This window comes from Streptococcus sp. (assembly GCF_030528045.1).
GTDB lineage: Bacteria > Bacillota > Bacilli > Lactobacillales > Streptococcaceae > Streptococcus.
In genome coordinates, this window is sequence record NZ_JAUMZR010000010.1 from 16489 (window position 1) to 38428 (window position 21940).

Consider the following 21940-nt stretch of genomic DNA (forward strand, 5'->3'; position numbering starts at 1 on the left):
TCTGATAAGAAGCATATCTATAAATTCAAAGGGGGATTTTGCTTCCACCCCCCTTGAACAATTCAATTAGTTACCAAATTTTTGTTGGATTGTTTCCTTGATCAATGTTACAGCATCGTTAGCAGCTGTTTTCGCATCTTTCTTACCACTTACAGCATCAAAGAGCATAGTTTTTGCTGGATCCCAAACTGTTGACATTTGTGAGATGTTTGGCATTGGTTGAGCGTTCTTGAACTGTTTGATAACAGCTGTAGTCAACTCATCGTTTTTGCCTTCAGCATAAGTACGAGCCTCAGTGTTAGCTGGGATTTCGTTGGTTGCATCGTAGAATGCTTTTTGTTGTTCAGTTGAAACTAGGAAGTCTACAAATTTTTGAGAGCCTTCAAGGTTCTTAGTGCTTGATGGAATGATCCAAGCTTTACCACCACCGAATGCTGCGTAATCTTTACCGTTTGGAAGAGTTGGGATAGTCGCAACACCGTAGTTTACTTTAGCATCTTTAAAGGATTGAGCTTTCCAAGGACCATCGATGATAGCAGCTGTTTTGCCTTCTTGGAATTGAGTTTGGATCAAGTTACCAGCACCTTCAGTATCTTGCATACCTTTAGGCCATTTTTCGTACCAAGATTTAGCGTATTCGATACCTTTGATTGCTCCGTCGTTTGCAAGACCGATATCTTTAGGATCTTTACCATTTTGACCGAATACATAACCACCGTTACCAGCAAGGAGTCCGTATGCGTAGTAGAAGTTTGTCCAGTCAGCTAGGAAGGCAGTAGTTTTGCCATCTTCACCAGCGAAAGCATATTTGCTATCTTTAGCAAGGTTTTCTAAGTCAGCGAAAGTTTTTGGAGCTTCTTTTAGCAAGTCTTTGTTGTAGTACATTACAAGAGACTCGATAACGGCTGGAGCACCATAGACTTTACCACCAACAGTTACAAGAGATTTAGTAGTATCGTCTGTTTTCGCACCATCACTAAGAGTTACTTCTGAAAGTTGTCCGTCAGTACCAAGGCTACCTACACGGTCGTATGGGGCCATCATAACATCAGGGGCTTTACCAGATTGGTTGTCAAGTGAAAGGTTATCAAGACCACCCATTTGGTCTCCTGTTTTGATCGTAACTTTTACGCCAGATTCTTTTTCGTAAGCTTTTGCAGCTGATTCAGCGAAGGCTTTATATTGGTCTTCAACGTAGAAAGTGATTTCTTGTGCTTCTGAAGAGCTAGTATCAGCAGCTTTGTCAGCAGATTTGCTTCCGCAAGCTACCAAGAGCAAGCTAGCGAGAGTAGCAGTTCCGAGCACAGCAGCGCTCTTCATGAATTTAGATGACATAGTGTATTCCTCCTAAAGAATAACAGTATAATTTATTTAGAAAACGCAAACGTTTTCTTTTATGAGCCTAGTATAGCACAAATAGAAAACGGTTGCAAGCTTTTTTAAAAAGTTTTTTAAAAAAAATTTAAGGTTTCAAACATTTGTTAAAGCCTTTATATAGGAAAGAACTTAAAACGTTTGCTTCTCTTGAATGGAAAATATATTAGGGAAACGATTGCGTAAATTCGGCTTGTTTTTTCAGAAAATAGAGCAGATATTGGGAATGAATTATCTTAAATCAGAAAATCTTTAAAATTTTTTTGGCTCATTTCATAAAATATCAGTGGGAACAAGTTTTGTTTGATTAAAATAATTCAAAAAAATTTTTTAAAAACGCTTGCATTTGTGTTTAAAATACGCTATACTTAATTTAACGCAAACGTTTGCGCCTTGATTGCGCAACGTTTTATAACAAACACATGAGGTGCTATTATGAAAAAACGTCAAAGTGGTGTGTTGATGCACATCTCTTCTCTACCAGGAGCATACGGGATTGGATCATTTGGCCAGACTGCCTATGATTTCGTCGATTTCTTGGTTCGTACGAAGCAACGTTACTGGCAAATCCTCCCTCTCGGGACAACAAGCTATGGAGATTCTCCATACCAATCATTCTCGGCCTTTGCTGGAAATACGCATTTTATCGACCTTGATATCTTGGTAGAGCAAGGCTTGCTCGAAGCCAGTGATCTTGAAGGTGTTGACTTTGGTAGCGATGCATCTGAAGTTGACTATGCGAAGATTTATTATGCACGTCGTCCGCTTTTAGAAAAAGCAGTTAAACGCTTCTTGGAAGTGGGAGATGTCAAAGATTTTGAGAAGTTTGCTAAAGACAACCAATCATGGCTTGAACTCTTCGCTGAGTATATGGCGATCAAAGAGCATTTTGGCAATCTTGCTTGGACAGAATGGCCAGATGCAGATGCTCGTGCCCGTAAAGCTTCAGCGCTTGAAAGCTACCGTGAGAAATTGGCAGACAAGTTGGTTTACCACCGCGTGACTCAATACTTCTTCTTCCAACAATGGTTGAAATTGAAAGCCTACGCTAACGACAACCACATCGAAATCGTTGGGGACATGCCTATCTATGTAGCGGAAGATTCAAGCGACATGTGGGCAAATCCACATCTCTTCAAGACAGATTCCAATGGTAAAGCAACTTGCATCGCAGGATGCCCACCAGATGAGTTTTCTGCCACTGGTCAGCTTTGGGGCAACCCAATCTATGACTGGGAAGCAATGGACAAAGACGGTTACAAATGGTGGGTTGAACGCTTGCGCGAAAGCTTCAAGATCTACGATATCGTTCGTATCGATCACTTCCGCGGTTTCGAATCTTACTGGGAAATTCCTGCTGGATCCGATACAGCAGCACCTGGTAAATGGGTGAAAGGTCCAGGCTACAAACTCTTCGCAGCCGTTAAGGAAGAGCTTGGTGAGCTAAACATCATCGCAGAAGACCTTGGTTTCATGACAGATGAAGTCATCGAGTTGCGTGAACGCACTGGCTTCCCAGGAATGAAGATTCTTCAATTCGCCTTCAACCCAGAAGATGAAAGTATCGATAGCCCACACTTGGCACCTGCCAACTCTGTTATGTACACAGGAACACACGACAACAATACGGTCCTTGGTTGGTACCGTAATGAGATTGACGATCCAACTCGTGAATACATGGCTCGTTACACGAACCGTAAAGAGTACGAAACAGTGCCACACGCAATGCTTCGCACAGTCTTTTCATCTGTTAGCTTCATGGCTATTGCAACCATGCAAGACTTGCTAGAACTAGATGAGTCAGCTCGTATGAACTTCCCATCTACTCTTGGCGGAAACTGGTCATGGCGTATGACAGCAGACCAACTCACACCAGCGGTTGAAGAAACTTTGCTTGACTTGACTACAATTTATCGCCGAATCAATGAAAATTTGGTAGAATTAAAGAAATAAGACATTATCAGGAGACACATAAACATGTTACCATTAAACGAATTTGTACAAAAGCGTTACAATAAAACCATTGCAGAATGTAGCAATGAAGAGCTTTACCTTGCTCTTCTTAACTACAGCAAGCTTGCTAGCAGCCAAAAACCAGTGAATACTGGTAAGAAAAAAGTTTACTACATCTCAGCTGAGTTCTTGATCGGTAAACTCTTGTCAAACAACTTGATTAACCTTGGTCTTTACGACGATGTGAAAAAAGAACTTGCTGCTGCAGGTAAAGAGTTGATCGAAATCGAAGAAGTAGAATTGGAACCATCACTTGGTAACGGTGGTTTGGGACGTTTGGCAGCCTGCTTTATCGACTCAATCGCTACACTTGGTTTGAATGGTGATGGTGTTGGTTTGAACTACCACTTCGGTCTTTTCCAACAAGTTCTTAAAAACAACCAACAAGAAACGATTCCTAACGCTTGGTTGACAGAACAAAACTGGTTGGTACGCTCAAGCCGTAGCTACCAAGTGCCATTTGCACACTTCACATTGACATCTACTCTTTACGATATCGATGTACCAGGTTACAAGACAGCTACTAAAAACCGCTTGCGTTTGTTTGACTTGGATTCAGTTGATTCTTCTATCATCGAAGATGGTATCAACTTTGACAAGACAGATATCGCTCGCAACTTGACTCTCTTCCTTTACCCAGACGATAGCGACAAGCAAGGCGAATTGCTCCGTATCTTCCAACAATACTTCATGGTTTCAAACGGTGCGCAATTGATCATCGACGAAGCGATTGAAAAAGGAAGCAACTTGCATGACCTTGCGGACTACGCTGTTGTACAAATCAACGATACTCACCCATCAATGGTGATTCCTGAATTGATCCGCCTCTTGACTGCACGTGGTATCGAACTTGATGAAGCAATCTCAATCGTTCGTAGCATGACTGCCTACACTAACCACACAATTCTTGCTGAAGCTCTTGAAAAATGGCCTCTTGAATTCTTGCAAGAAGTGGTTCCTCACTTGGTACCAATCATCGAAGAATTGAACCGCCGTGTGAAGGCAGAATACAAAGATCCAGCTGTTCAAATCATCGATGAGAGTGGACGTGTTCACATGGCTCACATGGATATCCACTACGGATACAGTGTAAACGGGGTTGCAGCTCTTCACACTGAAATCTTGAAGAACTCAGAGTTGAAAGCTTTCTACGACATCTACCCAGAAAAATTCAACAACAAAACAAACGGTATCACATTCCGTCGTTGGCTCATGCATGCTAACCCAAGCTTGTCTCACTACTTGGATGAGATTCTTGGACATGGTTGGCACCATGAAGCAGATGAGCTTGAAAAACTCTTGTCATACGAAGACAAGGCTGCTGTCAAAGAAAAATTGGAAAGCATCAAGGCTCACAACAAACGTAAATTGGCTCGTCACTTGAAAGAACACCAAGGTGTAGAAATCAATACAAACTCTATCTTTGATATCCAAATCAAACGTCTTCACGAGTACAAACGCCAACAAATGAACGCTTTGTATGTCATCCACAAATACCTTGATATCAAGGCTGGTAACATCCCTGCTCGTCCAATCACAGTATTCTTTGGTGGTAAAGCAGCTCCTGCCTACACAATTGCCCAAGACATCATTCACTTGATCCTTTGCTTGTCAGAAGTGATTGCTAACGACCCAGCTGTAGCTCCACACTTGCAAGTCGTAATGGTTGAAAACTACAACGTTACTGCAGCAAGCTTCTTGATTCCAGCATGTGACATCTCAGAACAAATCTCACTTGCTTCTAAAGAAGCTTCAGGTACTGGTAACATGAAATTCATGTTGAACGGAGCTTTGACTCTTGGTACTATGGACGGAGCTAACGTGGAAATCGCTGAATTGGTTGGCGACGAAAACATCTACATCTTTGGTGAAGATTCAGAAACTGTTATCGACCTTTATGCAAAAGCTGCTTACAAATCAAGCGAATTCTATGCTCGTGAAGCTATCAAACCGTTGGTTGACTTCATCGTGAGCGATGCTGTTCTTGCAGTAGGTAAGAAAGAACGCTTGGAACGTCTTTACAATGAATTGATCAACAAAGACTGGTTCATGACTCTCCTTGACTTGGAAGACTACATCAAAGTGAAAGAGCAAATGCTTGCTGACTACGAAGACCGTGACGCATGGTTGGATAAAGTCATCGTTAACATTTCTAAAGCAGGATTCTTCTCATCTGACCGTACAATCGCTCAGTACAACGAAGATATCTGGCACTTGAACTAAGATTCTTTTACAAAAACAATGAAAGATGAGAATGTCTTTCATTGTTTTTTACTAGGTTATAAGTTTAATAGAAAATCGACAAATATTTTCATTCATGACTTTTGTAGTATCTCTTAATCATGAAGATATTTGGTTGTTAGCCTACTGTAGGGCAAGTAGATAAATGTTTGGCTCCCATATTACAACTTACAGACTTTAAACAATAGCTAAAAACACTAAAATATAATATGATTTAGTTTTAGGAGGGATGATATGGTAGAGAAAAAATATCGTTTAAACCGTGAGGGAGATCATTTTAAAGTTACAGAACAAGCGACTGCAGTAGGAGAAGAATATTCAACTAAAAAGAAAAACTATTCATTTATCTTTTCTAGTATAAAGGCAATTTTTGGCTTCCTATTTTCAGCAGTTAGAATTCTATTTTCAATTATTAAAATTGCACTGCTGTTTTTAATTGCAACACCGGTCTTGTTTATGTCCGTATTATTTAATTGGATTAAATTGTCAATTTTGTTTGCAATTTTTTGGTTTATTGTATATGATGTATATGATACATTTATTTTAAATCATACAGCACTTGGTATCCAGCCATTTAATGGTACTATTGTTTTAATTATTATGGGGCTAGGTTTAATAGCATCACTTATAGTAACATTTGCTGAAATGAAAGAATAGCTAGCTACAGTAGACTTGTAAATAAAATACTAAAGGGATTCGGTAGCTATTTACTGAATTAATCTAAGTAGAGTTATCAAGAGTAGAGCTGCACTTTTAAAACCCCATACCTCTTTTGAGATATGGGGTTTATATCTTATTAAATGCAGGCTTACACTGCTTTCCCAACTAAAATCTCTGCTTCGATGGTAATCTCAGTCAACTGGCTCCAGTCAATCTTGGTTTGATCAACGTGAAAGAGGAGAGGAGTCATGGCAAGCAGAGCTTGGCGTTGCTCTGCTGTGATAGGTTTTGTTAAGGAAGCAATCTGACGAGATTGGATGCTGAAGTGTTCCTGGAAATGTTCCTTGATATCTTGATTAGAATAATCCTTCTTTGTCAGCTGGTCCTGCGCCATTTGACGGATTTCTTTGAGGTGATTTTCAGTTGGGATGACCTTGATCAAGATCCCATCTTTGGATAAAACGCGACGAAATTCCCCATAGTTGGCAGGGGAAAAGATATCAAGCAGGCTATCCATGCTGGCGTCTTTTATAGGGAGGCGAGCCAGGTCTCCAACAAACCAGTTGACCGCCCAGTTGGGTTCGCTCTTGGCAGCGATTTGAACGGAATCTTTAGAAATATCAAAGGCGTAGAAAGTTTTGTCAGGATGACTTTCTTGGAGTTTGCGAGAGTAGAAGCCTTCGCCACAACCGATATCCAAGACTGTTTTTGCGGATGGTTTAGTGGCTAGTATGCCCAAGATGCCTTCTAAAATATCCTGATAAAATCCAGCTTCTAGGATTTCTTGGCGGTTTTGGAAGTTTTCCTTGTCGTAGTTGGCAGATTGCTTGATTTGAGGAGCCAGATTAACATAGCCAAATTTTGATAAATCAAAAGAATGACGCTTGCTACACTTGAGACTGGTTTCGACCAAGGTCAGATTTTCTTGACAGATGGGGCAGGCAAAGGCAGTTGCGGCAGCAAAGCGCTGGAGTTTTGGTTTGAGGTTTGTATTCATAGTTTTAGTCTAGCAAAAAAAGGACTGGATGGCAAATGCCTCCAGTCTGCTTTTTTAGTATGTAAGAACGAAGTATTTTTTCTTCCCGCGGCGAATAACAGTTAGTTCGTTTTCCAACTTATCTGTGTCACTCAAGACATAGTCAAGGTCTTGAATGCGGTCGCCGTTGACGTAGATAGCTCCATTTTGGACGTCTTCACGGGCTTGGCGTTTTGAGTTAACAACACCAGATGACACAAGGAGTTCTACGATATTGTGGTTTTCGTCTGCTTGTACTTGGTAGTTTGGCACTCCACGAAGTCCTTGTTTGAGTTCTTTAACAGAAAGATTTTTGATGTTTCCTGCAAAGAGTTGCTCAGTGATGTTGAGGGCTTCTTTGTAAGCTTCTTCTCCGTGAACAAGAGCCACGACTTCACGAGCCAAGACTTTTTGAGCCAAGCGTTCGTGTGGGGCTGCTTCAAATTGTTTACGGATGTCTTCAATCTCGTCCAGTGACAAGAAGGTAAAAATCTTCAAGAAGCGAACAGCGTCAGCGTCCATAACATTCATCCAGAATTGGTACATTTCGTATGGAGAAGTCTTTTCAGGATTGAGCCAGACTGCGTTTCCTTCTGATTTACCAAATTTCTTACCAGTTGCATCTGTAATCAGTGGAACAGTAATTACGTGACCAGTCTTGTCAGCCTTACGACGAAGCAATTCAGTACCAGCAGTCATATTTCCCCACTGGTCAGAACCACCGATTTGCAGGGTAACATTGTGGTCTTGATTTAGGACATAGAAGTCGTATCCTTGCATGATTTGGTAGGCAAACTCTGTGTAAGAAATCCCTGTTTCTATCCGTTTTTTAACAGACTCCTTGCTCATCATGTAGTTGACAGTGAAGTATTTCCCGATATCACGGAGGAAGTCAATGAAGCTGATGCTGCCAAACCAGTCGTAGTTGTTGACCATGACAGCTTTATTCTCACCATTTTCAAAGTCAAGAAAACGAGAAAGTTGTCCTTGGATAGACTTGACCCAGCCCTCTACTGTGTCTTTTGTTTGGAGACTACGCTCAGCATCTTTGAAGGACGGATCTCCGATGAGACCTGTAGCACCGCCAACGAGCGCATAAGGTTTGTGACCTGCTAGTTGCAAACGACGACTAGTCAAGATTGCAACAAGGTGACCGAGGTGAAGGCTGTCAGCAGTTGGATCGTAGCCAGTATAATAAGAAACTTGACCTTCTTCTAGGGCTTTACGCAAAGCTTCTTCATCAGTCGTTTGAAAAATCAAACCACGCTCTTTTAGCTCATCAAAAATGTGCATGTGTCTTTTCTCCTTTATAAAATATTGTTTCTACCTATTGTATCACAAACTTGATTAATAGCCTAGTGGAATAGGGAAGAAAGTGGCTATTTTATTGAAAGTTTCCCTTTTATGGTATAATAGAGAAAGCGAGGACATTCATGAAAGAAAGAATTAATGAATTAAAAACAAAAATGTTGCATTTTTTCCAGCAGCTAATGCAACGAATTGCAAAATGGAAGAAAAGACTAGCAGAAAAACTAGCTAATAAGAAAAACAGTAAAAAGGGGACTTCTTCTGATAAAGTTAGAAGGGCAGGGTCTATTTTTGCTAAGGTTTTGAGTGGGTTTAAAATAGCCTTTAATACTCTCTTTATCTTAGGTTTTATCGGTGGACTGTTTGGCGCTGGTGTGGCTATGGGTTATGGAGTCGCTCTATTTGACAAGGCCCAGGTACCTCAAGCAGAAGAGTTGGTCAAGCAAGTGAAGGATATTGCCTCTATCTCAGAAATCACTTATTCTGACGGCAGTACCATTGCCTCGATCGAGGGTGATTTGTTGCGCACTTCAGTCGCTTCAGATGCTATCTCAGATAACCTTAAGAAAGCCATTGTTGCGACAGAGGACGAGCATTTCAATGAGCACAAGGGAGTTGTGCCTAAGGCCGTTATTCGTGCGACCTTGGGAACCTTTGTCGGTCTAGGCTCGTCTAGTGGTGGTTCGACCTTGACCCAGCAGGTCATCAAGCAACAAGTAGTGGGGGATGCTCCAACTCTAGCTCGTAAGGCTAAAGAGATTATTGATGCTCTTGCTTTAGAGCGGGCCATGGGTAAGGATGAGATTTTGACAACCTACCTTAACATAGCTCCTTTTGGTCGCAATCATAAAGGCCAAAATATTGCAGGTGCCCAGCAGGCTGCAGAAGGAATCTTTGGTGTCAATGCTTCGGATTTAACGGTCCCTCAAGCTGCCTTTATCGCAGGATTGCCACAGAGTCCAATCAGTTATTCTCCTTATGAATCTGATGGTAGTATGAAGAGTGATGAGGACATGGCTTTAGGAATCAAGCGTGCCAAGGATGTCCTCTACAACATGTACAGGACAGGAGCTCTAAGTCAGGAAGACTACGATAAGTACAAAGATTATGACTTTAAGAAAGACTTCCTACCATCAGGTAGTGTTAGTGGTACTTCGCGTGACTATCTCTACTATGCAACCTTGGCAGAAGCTACTGACCGCATGTACGACTACCTTGTCCAACGAGATAATGTCTCTGCGCAAGAGTTAAAGAATGAGTCCATTCAGAAATCCTATCGTGATCTAGCCACCAAGGAAATCGAAAATGGTGGATATAAGATTACGACAACTATCAATAAAAATGTTCATGCTGCGATGCAAAATGCGGTTGCGACCTACGGCTACCTGCTAGATGATTCAACAGGCCAGCCTGAGGTGGGGAATGTCCTCATGGACAACCAAACGGGAGCTATCCTTGGATTTGTTGGTGGCCGTAATTATCAAGAAAATCAGAACAATCACGCTATCGATACCAAGCGTTCTCCAGCTTCAACCACAAAACCTATATTGGCCTATGGTATCGCTATTGACCAAGGTTTGATGGGAAGCGCAAGTATCTTATCAAACTATCCTACCAACTTTTCAAATGGAAATCCTATCATGTATGTCAATAGTCCTGGTACAGGCATGATGACATTGGGAGAAGCCCTTAACTACTCATGGAATATCCCGGCCTACTGGACTTATCGTACGCTTCGAGAGAAGGGTGTTGATGTCAAAGGCTATATGGAAAAAATGGGTTACGAAATCCCAGAATATGGGATTGAAAGTTTACCGATGGGTGGAGGGATTGACGTTACAGTTGCCCAGCATACCAACGGGTATCAAACTCTGGCCAACAATGGAGTTTACCATAAGAAACATATGATCGCGAAGATCGAGTCAACGGATGGCCGACTGGTATACGAGCACAAGGATGAGCCTGTCCAAGTTTATTCAAAAGCGACAGCAACCATCATGCAAAGTCTCCTTCGAGATGTCATTTCATCTCGGATTACTTCAAGTTTCCAGACGGATTTGACGACTATCAATCCATCCCTAGCTCGTGCTGACTGGATCGGAAAAACTGGTACGACCAATGAAGATGAAAATATGTGGCTCATGCTTTCTACACCTCGCTTGACTTTGGGTGGCTGGTTAGGTCACGATGACAACCGACCACTAGCCAAAGGAGCAGGCCACTACCGCAATGCCAACTATATGGCCCACTTGGTCAATGCTATCCAGCAAGCTGAACCTGGAATATGGGGGAATGAGCGCTTTAATCTGGATCCAAGTGTGACCAAGTCGCAAGTTCTCCGATCTACAGGGCAAAAACCAGGCAAGGTTTCCATCAATGGGAAAGAAATAGAAGTTTCTGGATCAACAGTAACGAGCTACTGGGCGACTAAGGAAGGCGCCCCAGTGACCACCTATCGCTTTGCTATTGGAGGAAGCGATGCAGATTATCTGAACGCATGGAAGAATATTCTAGGAAGCGTTCCAGCAGTGACTCCTCCAAGCTCAAGTTCAAGCAGTAGCTCTGGAAGTTCAAGTTCGAGTGGAAATACTCAAAGTGGTTCATCAGGACGTTCACGTCTATTTAATCGTTAAGAAAGAGTAGTAGCAAGGTTAGTAATTTCTCCTTGTTGCTACTTTTTTCTTTGTTGGTTTCGTGTTACAATAATAATATGAATCATTATCAGAAAAAGATTGTTAAGGGAACAGTATACTCGCTACTCTCAGGCCTAATCTGGGGGATTTGTGGGATTTTAGGAGAGTATTTTTTCACTCATTATCCAGTGTCTTCTGGATGGATAACATCTATGCGTTTACTAGTGGCGGGGAGTTTGGTTTTAGGTTTATCTGCTTTTCAGTTGCGTAGCCGCTTGTTGGACATCTGGCGTGATAAGAAAAATTATCTACCTTTTTTAGCCTATACTATTCTAGGTATTTTTTCTGTGCAGTTTTTCTTTTATCTCTGCGTTGAATATTCCAATGCGACGACGGCGACCATTTTGCAATTTATCAGCCCAGTTTTTATCCTGTTTTACAATCGAATCATTTACCAGAAGAAAGCTTCGATTACAGCTGTTTTCTATGTTTTGATTGCCATGCTAGGTGTTTTTTTGATGGCTACAAAAGGGGATTTGTCCCAGTTATCCATGACACCTTTGGCTCTAGTGACAGGTTTGCTCAGTGCAGTAGGTGTTATGTTTAATGTTATCCTTCCCCAACGCTTTGCACGGCGCTACGGTTTCGTTCCGACTGTTGGTTGGGGGATGATTCTGGCAGGGCTCTTTAGTAATTTCCTCTACCCTATTTATCAGATAAGTTTTCAAGTGGATTTAGTAAGTGTGCTGATTTGTCTGACGATTGCCGTGTTTGGTACTGCTTTTGCTTTCTTCCTATCTATGAAGGCTGTGTCACTCGTTTCCCCGCTGGTTGTATCGGTTGTGAGTGCTAGCGAACCGCTTTCTTCAGCTTTATTAAGTGTTCTTTTTCTGGGATTGGTCATGGATGGTTTTTTGGCCTTGGCTATGGTGTTGATTATCATTCCGATGATTTTTTTATCTGTAGAAGAAGCAAAACAAGCCAGGTAAAGATGATTATTTGATAGTTGAGGCTTCAAATTTGAAGCCTTTTTTGGTAGAATAGGTATCATTATAACGAACCAGGAGGCACCTATGACTGCTACAAAAATGAACGCTCAAGAAATTATCCAATTTATCGCCAATGCTGAAAAGAAAACCAGTGTTAAAGTAACCTTTGAAGGACAACTCGCAACTGCTGTGCCTAGCTCTGTTGTCAAACTAGGAAATGTTTTATTCGGAGACTGGAAGGATGTCGCTCCGCTTCTTGAAGGTTTAGTAGAAAATCAAGATTATGTTGTCGAGCAAGATGCTCGTAATTCTGCAGTTCCTTTGCTAGACAAACGTGCTATCAATGCTCGTATCGAGCCAGGTGCTATTATCCGTGACCAGGTGGAAATTGGTGACAATGCTGTTATCATGATGGGAGCTGTTATCAATATCGGTGCTGAAATCGGTGCAGGAACCATGATTGACATGGGTGCCATCCTTGGTGGTCGCGCTATCGTTGGGAAAAACAGTCACGTTGGTGCAGGTGCAGTTTTGGCAGGTGTAATTGAGCCAGCTAGTGCTGAACCAGTCCGTGTTGGAGACAATGTTCTTATCGGTGCCAATGCAGTGGTTATCGAAGGAGTTCAAATCGGTAGTGGTTCAGTTGTCGCAGCAGGAGCTATCGTTACCCAAGATGTCCCAGAAAACGTGGTGGTAGCAGGTGTTCCAGCTCGCATTATCAAAGAGATTGATGCCCAAACTCAACAAAAAACAGCGCTAGAGGATGCGCTTCGTACCTTGTAATTGTAAAAGTAAAAAAGAGGCGGAACCCTTTTTCCAGCCTCTTTCTGCTATATAGGAGGACAGATAGATGTTAGATTTGATTCAGACTAGACGAGATTTACACCAGATTCCAGAGATTGGCTTGGAAGAGTTCAAGACTCAGGCTTATTTGCTGGATGTGATTGAAAAATTGACTACGGGCAAGGATTTTGTTCAAATTCGAACTTGGCGGACAGGGATTTTGGTCTACCTGCAGGGAAGTCAGCCGGAACGAACCATTGGTTGGCGAACAGACATTGATGGCCTGCCTATCGTCGAACAAACAGGACTGCCTTTTTCTTCTCAGCATCAAGGTCGCATGCATGCTTGTGGGCATGACTTTCATATGACCATTGCCTTGGGCTGTCTCGAACGCGCCCTTGAGGAGCAACCCAAGAATAATCTGCTCTTCCTATTTCAGCCTGCTGAAGAAAATGAAGCTGGTGGTATGCTCATGTATGAGGATGGTGCTTTTGGAGATTGGTTGCCAGACCAGTTTTATGGTCTCCATGTTCGTCCGGATTTGAAGGTTGGACAGATTGCGACCAACACCCATACACTCTTTGCAGGGACTTGTGAGGTGAAGGTTCGTTTCAAAGGAAAAGGAGGACACGCAGCCTTTCCGCATGAAGCCAATGACGCCTTGGTGGCTGCTAGTTACTTTGTGACACAGGTACAGTCAGTTGTTAGCCGCAATGTCAATCCAATCGAGGGAGCGGTGGTGACCTTTGGTGTTTTCCAAGCTGGAACAACCAACAATGTCATTACAGATACAGCCTTTTTACACGGAACCATTCGTGCCTTGACTCAGGAAATGAGCCTCTTGGTACAAAAAAGAGTCAAGACAGTCGCAGAAGGGGTTGCAGCAGCATTTGATATGGAAGTCGAAGTAGAACTCAAACAAGGAGGCTACCTACCTGTTGAGAACAATCCAGCCTTGGCGCGTGAACTGATGGACTTTTTTGAAGAGAAAGACGGAGTCGAGTTGATTGATATCGAGCCTGCTATGACGGGTGAGGACTTTGGTTATCTCCTTTCGAAGGTAGATGGCGTTATGTTTTGGCTAGGTATTGATAGTCCTTATGCCCTTCATCACCCTCAGATGAGCCCTAAGGAAGAAGCCTTAGCCATTGGGGTAGATGCGGTCTCTAGTTTCCTGAAAAAGAAGGCAGCAGAGTAGAGGAATTGTCTATGAAAGCAGAACTACGCAAGAAAATTTTGCAAGAAATGAAGACTCTATCTCAGGAGCAAAAACAGGCTATGGATCGAGCTTTAACCGAGCGTTTATTACATCATCCCTTTTACCAAGAAGCTAAGGTCATCGCAACTTATCTCTCCTTTCCGCATGAATTTCAAACGCAAGAACTGATTGAGCAGGCGCTGAAGGACGGCAAGAAGGTTTTGATACCCAAAACCTATTCCAAGGGGCGCATGGAGTTTGTGGTCTATCATCCGCAGCAGTTGGTAAAAACTTCCTTTGATTTACTGGAACCGAAAGGAGACTTGGAAGTTGTGGATCCGTCTCAGATTGATTTAATCCATGTTCCGGGCTTAGCTTTTACAACAGAGGGCTATCGGATCGGATATGGTGGAGGATACTACGACCGCTATCTAGAACATTTTGCTGGGTACACCATGAGTACAATCTATCCTTGTCAACTTCAGGAGTTTAACTTGGAAGACCATGATATTCCTGTTCAGGAGGTGCTAATAGATGAAGGAAATCTTTGATAAACGTTATCCTGTGACTAGTTTCTTCCTCCTAGTGACAGCATTGGTATTTCTCTTGATGTTGGTTCTTACAGGTTTAAATTTTGAACGAGCAGATACCTTGCTTCAGTTTGGAGCCATGTATGGACCGATCATTCGCCTGTTCCCTGAGCAGATTTGGCGCCTTTTTTCGGCTATATTTGTGCATATCGGATGGGAGCATTTTATTGTCAATATGATTTCGCTCTACTTTCTTGGACGACAGGTGGAGGAGATTTTCGGTTCTAAGCAGTTCTTTTTTCTCTATCTCTTATCAGGAATGATGGGCAATCTCTTTGTTTTTGCTTTCACACCGAAAGTCCTAGCAGCAGGTGCCTCCACTTCTCTCTATGGATTATTTGCTGCGATTATCGTTTTGCGCTACGCGACTCGCAGCCCCTATATCCAGCAGTTGGGGCAATCCTACCTGACGCTTTTCGTGATCAATATCATTGGAAGTATTCTGATTCCAGGAATCAGCCTAGCTGGGCATATTGGTGGGGCAGTAGGAGGTGCTTTTCTAGCAGTTATTTTTCCAGTTAAATGGGAGAGAAGGATGTACAGTACTACCCAGCGAATCGGAGCAACTGTGCTTTTTATCGCACTAGCCGTTTTCCTTTGCTATAAGGGAATGAGCTATGTGTAGGGGGGAATAGTTAAAAAGCTACTCATTTTTTGAGTAGCTTTTATTGTATATTGGAACCATTCGAAACAACACAGCTCTAAAACCTTCCAAGCCTTGAGAAAACCCGTGATAAAGTTTTGGAACCATTCGAAACAACACAGCTCTAAAACTCTAATGCTAGTTGGATTGCTGAGATAGAAGTTTTGGAACCATTCGAAACAACACAGCTCTAAAACAATAAGGCGAACTATCAAATAGTTTTCTAAGTTTTGGAACCATTCGAAACAACACAGCTCTAAAACGTAGTTGAGTACAAATCGGCAACTCCTAAGTTTTGGAACCATTCGAAACAACACAGCTCTAAAACACAAGCAAGTTGTAAGAAATGCAATGATAAGTTTTGGAACCATTCGAAACAACACAGCTCTAAAACCTCGTAGAAAAATTTTTCTCACGAAATTTCGTAATCGCGCCATTCGTCCCAGCCAGACTTCAGCTCGTCAGGTTCCAATTGTTACCTTATTATACCATATTTTCAGGGTTCAAGAAATAGTCTTGATCCAGCACATATTGAGGAAAATCATAGACTTTTCGAGGTTCGATAAATAAAACCTTTAGTTGATTGAGTTGGATATACTCTATCAGATTTACCAACTCATCCTTTGATAGATAGGCGGTCGCATTGATGAAGACAAGGAGTTTCTTTTTGGAAAGATATTTAAAAACTTGGACAATTTCTAGCATCTTTTCGAAAGGTGTATCACTCAGAGTTTCAACTTTGACTCCTAGAGCATCGATCAACTCTAGAATGGTGATTTCGTCGTACTCTAGGTCTAGTTCATTTTCTAAGCACTCAAATGCTAACAATTCTGTAATCGTAGCTACCAGTTTTTCAACCATGGATTTGACTTCTGGCTTGTCATTAAGCTGATTTTCAAGATCTGCATGTATCAGCTTGAGCATAGCAGGTGAGTTTAGATTGTATCCTAAGACATCCGTTATCACTAGTAATTCAGATTCTTTCAGAGCTTTTAGATTTCTATTAAACAACTTTAACTCTCCATCATCAGTGTACTGGTAGAACTGCTTGACGATAGTTGAAAAGGTAAACTGGTCTTCCAGAACCAAAAAAGTTGCATTTTCAATAGCTAATGGTTCATCCAATAATGGGAAATTAATCTTCATCTCTAGGCTCCTCTCCTAGAAAAACTAAACGTGCATCGGAGTTTGCTACGCTAGTATTTCGCTCACCATTTAAGTAAATCATGCGAGAAAACTGCTTTTCTGTAACGGTTAAGAGAGTGATGTTCCCTTTTTTAGGATTGTGCGTCTTAAGGCGTTCAATCATGGCGTTATTAGCAGAGTTATTGAGCAAGAGCTTGCTATAGATGGAGAATTGGTGCATGATAAATCCTTCATCTATGAGGAACTTACGAAATCTCCGATAGGCCTTGCGTTCCTCTATAGTATCAACCGGCATATCAAACATTAAAATCATACGCATATATCGATAACTCATATCCTAAACTCAGGAACTCCTTTCTCCGGTTGATTGAGAGCTTGGATGACTTTCTTAGTATAGTCACTGACGATATTGGACAGGTACATATCTTTGCCATTGTAGTGGAAGGTATCTGAGAAAATAGTAAAAAGCTCTCGTTTGATTTTGACAAAAGAACTGTTTCGATTTTCATAGACGATTCGGTCAATAATCGGACGGAAAGGCTCCATAATATCGCTAGCGAGGTTGAATTGATTAAACTGGTTAGCGTGTTTCAATCCAAACTGAGTCATACAACCAGACAACACAATTTCACGCGCAAACATACTCAAAATAAAAGTGTAACCATAGTCCAAGGCAGCATTGACATCATTATCTTGTTCACGGCTAAAATCATTTCCAAACAAGGTGTTAAAATAAATCCGAGCAGCATGACCCTCACGATTGCTAGGATCAAATAAATCCAACCCATGATAGAGATCGATGATTGACTGGCTCTTTTCCAGAAAACCACAACTCCCTAGATAAAAAGCCTGATTGAGAATTTTTTGTGCAATGATGGTTGTCCAGATTTCCGCCTTTACATCTTCATTCCAAGCAATTTGCCGAGAGAGTTGCAAACTGGAATCGTGCCGACCGTAGTAGGGCATTAAGTATGCCGTTGGCAAGCGTTTGTCATCACAAAAGATGACTAGAATATTTTCATCCACCAAACGTTTAATCAGCATAGTGGAGAGAACGATATCCGTCGTCTCTAAAAGTAGGATGTCCACCTCGGACAGGTGAATCAACTCTGTCCGAGAGGCATCTTTAAAAATCAAGTGATTGTTCTTGTAGGAGAGCTTAGAGTGCGTATTGACAACAACGGTTCTCCATCCCATTAGTCTTCTCCCAGTTTGCTTAAGTCAATCCGAGTCTCGTAAAGACCAGTGATGGATTGGTGGATGAGGGTGGCGTTGAGGATTTCAGATATAGTTGTGTACCGTCTCCGATCAATATCTTTTCCAAAAAATTTAAAGGCAGCAGGAGCACCCAAAGCAGTAAAGGTCAACAAATTGATAAACGAATTTGCTAGAATTTCTATATCTGCTTGCTCATTGTCTGCATATAAGTTCTGGATTTTCTCTAGATTTGCATCTGCGAGGACATATTTTTGAGAGAACTCAGATACAAGATTTAACAAATCCTTAAATTCATTTCGGTGTTTCTGGATATATTCTAAATGTTCTGGTTCGTCTAGTTTATGGACATTTTTAGAATGGTAGAGCAAGGTTGTTAAGTACACTGGAAGTACTATTTCATTGCCTTTTTGAAGTTCTTTTGCACTTGCAAGTAGTCGTCTGCGACCATTTTCCAGTTCAAATAAACTATACTTAGGTAGGCAGAGGATGTTTTCTTTACGGACATTATGATAGCCTTTATTTTCAAGGAAAGTTATTGGATTCTCCTCAAAAGCGGCTTTTTCCATAATCGTGATACCAACTAGAGTTTTGACAGTCTTCAGTTTTTTCGCTTTTCCTTTTTCGATATCGGCAATGAGCAAGATCGAATAGGCGATAACAGGGCTATCAAATCCCCCATATTTAGTAGTTTCCCAAAGAATATTCTTTGTTTTTCGAGGGATTAGCTTGTCAGAATTTCCTTTAGGAAGAATGGACTCTTTAGAGAAACCACCTGTTTGCACCTCTCGCTTCTTCACAATATTCACCTGTGGATAGGAAAGTACTTTTTTGATGGTTGCGAAATCTTTTTCCTTATTCCAAGCGATTTCTCCAGTATCCTTGGAGTATTCGATATTCTCTCTTTTTACGATAGTTCCGTCTGCGTAATGCACCTCTTCTTTAAAGAAGTTCAACAAGTTTGAGTAGAAGAAATACTTTTCAGTTGCTTTTTCGACTTCTTTAGGATTTCTAGATCTTGAGATGTATCTCTTAAGGTCGTACTTTTGATACTCACCATAGACAAATTCAGGCTCGAGTTTAGGATATTTTTTAAGGATAGCCTTAGCCACTACTGCATTTAAGTAGGCATCATGTGCATGGTGGTAGTCATTGATTTCCCGTACCTTGTATAACCTAAATTCTTTACGGAAGTTGGAAACTAGATTGGATTTCAAAGTGATGATTTTGACGGTACGGTTCTTCTTATCCTTCTCATTCACTTCTGTATTATAGCGAGCATCCAAGATCTGAGCAACATGTTTTGTGATCTGTCGTGTTTCAACTAGTTGGCGTTTGATAAAGCCAACTTTATCTCGCTCATCTAGCCCGCCACGTTCAGCCTTGGTTAAATTATTAAATTTGCGCTCTGAAATCAATTTGGAATCCAACAATTGTTGCCAAAAAGCTTTTCTTTTTTGAACGACTTCTAAACTTGGAACATTATCTGATTTGCCACGATTCTCTTTTGAACTAGTCAAGACACGGTTATCGAGCGAATCGTCCTTTATAAAGGCCTGAGGGATGATGTGGTCAATGTCGCAGCTGCTCAGTTGGTTGATGTCAAGAGGTTCCCCAGTGTACATATCCTTCCCATTTTGGAGATAGTAAAGGAAGAGACGGTCATTCTGAAGTTGAATATTATCTGTCGGATGTTCTTTCAGAATTTTGGAGTTAAGTCCAGATGCTAATATTTTCAGTGAATCTTCAATGCGCTTATATCTTTGTTGAGAATTCTTTTTCCCTCTGCCAGTTGTCTGATTTTCTCGTGCCATCTCAATCACAATGGACTCAGGAGCACGGCCCATAACCTTGACAAGTTCATCAACAATCTTGATACTTTGTAAAATTCCCTTTTTAATGGCAGGGCTTCCTGGGAGTTCTTGGACGACTTGCTTCACATCATCTGTCTTGCCAACCACTTGTGCTTTTTGGATAATTTCTTTGAAGAAGGAAAGTCCGTCATCATTGATTAACTGCATAAAGTTGCGATTGATTTTACCGTCATCAATCAGATAATCAAGAATCGTTTTGCCAGTTTGTTTATCACAGATACCGTTAATCAGCTTGGCAGAGAGTTTTCCCCAACCAGTATAATGTCGACGAGTTAGTGCCTTGATGACTTTTTCATCAAAGAGAGAGTCATATTGAGCAAGGCGTTGCTTAATCATCTCACGATCTTCAAAGATAGTTAGCGTGTGGGCGATATTTTCAAGAATCTCTTCATTTTTAGGGTCATCCATAAACTCCTTATCCTTGATAATCTTGAGCAAATCATGGTAAGTAGAAAGACTAGCGTTAAATTGTTTTTCAATTCCTTTTAGTTCGATTCCATCGTAGCCATCAACATTGTGTAGATAATGAATGATGTCTTTTTCGGTTACTTTTCTTTTCTCTTTGAATAATTGATTGACAATTTGCTTCTTCTGCCCACTATCAAGGAATTGATAGTCTCTCAATCCTTCCGCAATAAATTTTACTTTTGTTAATTCATTATAGACAGCAAATGTTTCATACAAGAGACTGTGCTTAGGCAAAACTTTTTCCTCTGGTAAATACAAATCATAGTTAGTCATCTTATTGATGAATTCTTCTGCAGAGCTTGCCTTATCAACAATCTCCTCAAAATTCCAAGGTCGGATTGCTTGGTCAGAATTTCGAGTAAGCCAAGCAAAATCACGATTGCCACGAGCCAATGGTCCAACGTAATAAGGAATACGGAAGGTTAAGATTTTCTCTATCTTTTCTTTATTGTACTTCAGAAATGGATAATGTTCTCCTTGCCGACGGAGAATGGCATTCATTTCTTGAAGATGAATTTGATGAGGAATAGAACCATTATCAAAAGTGCGTTGTTTTCTCAAGAAATCTTCACGTTCAATTTTCTCAAGGAAATAATCTGTTCCTTCGAATTTAGAGAGAAGATTTTTGATATATTTGTAAAATGCTTCTTGTGTGGTCTTACCATCGATATATCCAGCATACCCATCTTTAGATTGGTCAGAAAAAACTTCATCATATTTTTCTGGATGATTGTTTTTGATGAATTGTTTTAAAGCTGCCAAGTCTTTTTGGTGATTTTCATAGCGCTCAATCATAGATGCTGATAATGGAGCCTTGGTTGAAGGATCTGTGACAGTCAAAATGCCTGATAGAAGAATAGCATCATAGAGTTTTTTGGCAACTAAGAAAAGATCAGTAAAGTCATCTCCAATTTGTCCGAGCAAGTTTTCCAAATCCTCATCATAGGTATCTTTAGAAAATTGTAGCGGAGCTTTTTCTCCTAAGTCAAAATGTTTCTTGAAGTCAGCTTGATTTCCAACAATTAGCTTGAGAAATTCTGAAAAGAGACCAGTGGACTTTTCGTCAGGAAAGAGTTTTAGAACGCGTTCTCTCTTTGCAGATTTGCTAATTTTATCAGTAAAAATTGCTTCTATTTGTGCATTTTGTCCACTAAGTGAACTTCCTTCAAAGGTATTATCGTAAATGCTTATAAATTCGCTAAAGATTTTTTGGATATCATTGTTTTTAATATCAAATGTATCTTCGTATAAAAAATGCCCGCGATATTTAATCATATGAGCTAATGCTAGATAAATCAAGCGCAAGTCAGTTTTTTCTTTTGAATCTGCTAATTGCTTTCTCAAATGATAGATAGTTGGAAATTGCTTATGGTATTCTTTTTCTTCTGCCAAGGTAGAAAAAATAGGGTATTTACTCCCTCTTTTATCCTCAGGAATTAAAAAGGAGTCATCCAATCGATGAAAGAAACTGCTATCTACCTTGCTCATTTCCTCAGCAAAGATTTCTTGAAGATAGCGAAGACGATTTTTTCGGCGAGTATAGCGACGACGTGCAGTTCGTTTAAGGCGTCTAGCCTCAGCAGTAGTTCCCTCATCAAACAATAGAGCCCCGATGAGATTTTTCTTGATAAATCGTTTATCGGTATTACCCAGAACTTTCATCTTTTTCGACGGGACTTTATAATCGTCAGTGATAACGCTCCATCCGACGCTGTTAGTACCAATATCAAGTCCGATAGAGTAATTTTTGTTTTCCATGTATAAAAACCTCCGTTGTATTAAGTTATAAT

At 40.9% G+C, this 21940-nt stretch carries 16 protein-coding genes and 1 CRISPR repeat array; of the genes, 9 read left to right on the forward strand and 7 right to left on the reverse strand.

The annotated features are described in order from the left end of the window. Nucleotides 1–66: 66 nt before the first annotated feature. The gene (locus tag Q4A91_RS03055) at nucleotides 67–1335 is read right to left on the reverse strand and encodes an extracellular solute-binding protein (RefSeq protein ID WP_303206400.1); all 1269 of its coding nucleotides are present in this window, start codon (nucleotides 1333–1335) and stop codon (nucleotides 67–69) included. 474 nt (nucleotides 1336–1809) lie between these two features. On the opposite strand from Q4A91_RS03055, the gene malQ reads away from it, so the two are divergent. From malQ to Q4A91_RS03070, 3 genes are all read left to right on the forward strand, one after another. Next, on the forward strand, nucleotides 1810–3327 hold the full coding sequence (gene malQ / locus Q4A91_RS03060) for a 4-alpha-glucanotransferase (protein WP_303206402.1): 1518 nt from the start codon (nucleotides 1810–1812) through the stop codon (nucleotides 3325–3327). 24 nt (nucleotides 3328–3351) lie between these two features. Then, entirely contained in the window at nucleotides 3352–5610 is a 2259-nt protein-coding gene (glgP, locus tag Q4A91_RS03065) for a glycogen/starch/alpha-glucan family phosphorylase (RefSeq protein ID WP_303206404.1), read from the forward strand. Nucleotides 5611–5862: 252 nt separating this feature from the next. After that, a complete protein-coding gene (locus tag Q4A91_RS03070) occupies nucleotides 5863–6285 on the forward strand; it encodes a hypothetical protein (RefSeq protein WP_242746847.1) in 423 nt (140 codons plus the stop codon). Nucleotides 6286–6436: 151 nt separating this feature from the next. Here the strand turns inward: Q4A91_RS03070 and Q4A91_RS03075 are convergent, their stop codons facing one another. Next, entirely contained in the window at nucleotides 6437–7285 is an 849-nt protein-coding gene (locus Q4A91_RS03075) for a putative RNA methyltransferase (protein WP_303206406.1), read from the reverse strand. 54 nt (nucleotides 7286–7339) lie between these two features. After that, entirely contained in the window at nucleotides 7340–8596 is a 1257-nt protein-coding gene (gene tyrS, locus Q4A91_RS03080; protein ID WP_303206407.1) for a tyrosine--tRNA ligase, read from the reverse strand. Nucleotides 8597–8736: 140 nt separating this feature from the next. Here tyrS and pbp1b point away from each other — a divergent pair, with 140 nt between their 5' ends. The 6 genes from pbp1b to Q4A91_RS03110 all read left to right on the forward strand — a co-directional run bounded on the left by pbp1b (nucleotide 8737) and on the right by Q4A91_RS03110 (nucleotide 15429). Further along, on the forward strand, nucleotides 8737–11244 hold the full coding sequence (gene pbp1b / locus Q4A91_RS03085) for a penicillin-binding protein PBP1B (protein WP_303206409.1): 2508 nt from the start codon (nucleotides 8737–8739) through the stop codon (nucleotides 11242–11244). A 77-nt stretch (nucleotides 11245–11321) separates the two neighbouring features. After that, a complete protein-coding gene (locus Q4A91_RS03090) occupies nucleotides 11322–12233 on the forward strand; it encodes a DMT family transporter (RefSeq protein ID WP_303206410.1) in 912 nt (303 codons plus the stop codon). An 84-nt stretch (nucleotides 12234–12317) separates the two neighbouring features. Beyond that, complete coding sequence (gene dapD / locus Q4A91_RS03095) at nucleotides 12318–13016, forward strand: 2,3,4,5-tetrahydropyridine-2,6-dicarboxylate N-acetyltransferase (RefSeq protein WP_000127466.1); 699 nt, start codon at nucleotides 12318–12320, stop codon at nucleotides 13014–13016. A gap of 67 nt (nucleotides 13017–13083) precedes the next feature. Further along, a complete protein-coding gene (locus tag Q4A91_RS03100; protein WP_303206797.1) occupies nucleotides 13084–14214 on the forward strand; it encodes an N-acetyldiaminopimelate deacetylase in 1131 nt (376 codons plus the stop codon). Between the two features lie 11 nt (nucleotides 14215–14225). Continuing rightward, a complete protein-coding gene (locus tag Q4A91_RS03105) occupies nucleotides 14226–14765 on the forward strand; it encodes a 5-formyltetrahydrofolate cyclo-ligase (RefSeq protein ID WP_303206798.1) in 540 nt (179 codons plus the stop codon). Next, the gene (locus tag Q4A91_RS03110; protein ID WP_303206799.1) at nucleotides 14749–15429 is read left to right on the forward strand and encodes a rhomboid family intramembrane serine protease; all 681 of its coding nucleotides are present in this window, start codon (nucleotides 14749–14751) and stop codon (nucleotides 15427–15429) included. The genes Q4A91_RS03105 and Q4A91_RS03110 overlap by 17 nt, the downstream gene beginning before the upstream one ends. Nucleotides 15430–15474: 45 nt before the next feature. Continuing rightward, a CRISPR array of direct repeats spans nucleotides 15475–15841; the repeat unit is 38 nt; unit sequence AAGTTTTGGAACCATTCGAAACAACACAGCTCTAAAAC. Between the two features lie 89 nt (nucleotides 15842–15930). On the opposite strand, the gene csn2 is transcribed toward Q4A91_RS03110, so the two are convergent. The 4 genes from csn2 to cas9 are packed head-to-tail and all read right to left on the reverse strand — an operon-like array spanning nucleotide 15931 to nucleotide 21908. After that, nucleotides 15931–16593, reverse strand: coding sequence for a type II-A CRISPR-associated protein Csn2 (csn2, locus tag Q4A91_RS03115; RefSeq protein ID WP_303206800.1), 663 nt, complete (start codon nucleotides 16591–16593; stop codon nucleotides 15931–15933). Then, the gene (cas2, locus tag Q4A91_RS03120; RefSeq protein ID WP_033629214.1) at nucleotides 16583–16927 is read right to left on the reverse strand and encodes a CRISPR-associated endonuclease Cas2; all 345 of its coding nucleotides are present in this window, start codon (nucleotides 16925–16927) and stop codon (nucleotides 16583–16585) included. The genes csn2 and cas2 overlap by 11 nt, the downstream gene beginning before the upstream one ends. Then, nucleotides 16924–17790, reverse strand: coding sequence for a type II CRISPR-associated endonuclease Cas1 (cas1, locus tag Q4A91_RS03125; RefSeq protein ID WP_303206801.1), 867 nt, complete (start codon nucleotides 17788–17790; stop codon nucleotides 16924–16926). The genes cas2 and cas1 overlap by 4 nt, the downstream gene beginning before the upstream one ends. Next, nucleotides 17790–21908, reverse strand: coding sequence for a type II CRISPR RNA-guided endonuclease Cas9 (cas9, locus tag Q4A91_RS03130; protein ID WP_303206802.1), 4119 nt, complete (start codon nucleotides 21906–21908; stop codon nucleotides 17790–17792). Before cas9 ends, cas1 begins: the two co-directional genes overlap by 1 nt. Nucleotides 21909–21940 lie beyond the last annotated feature (32 nt).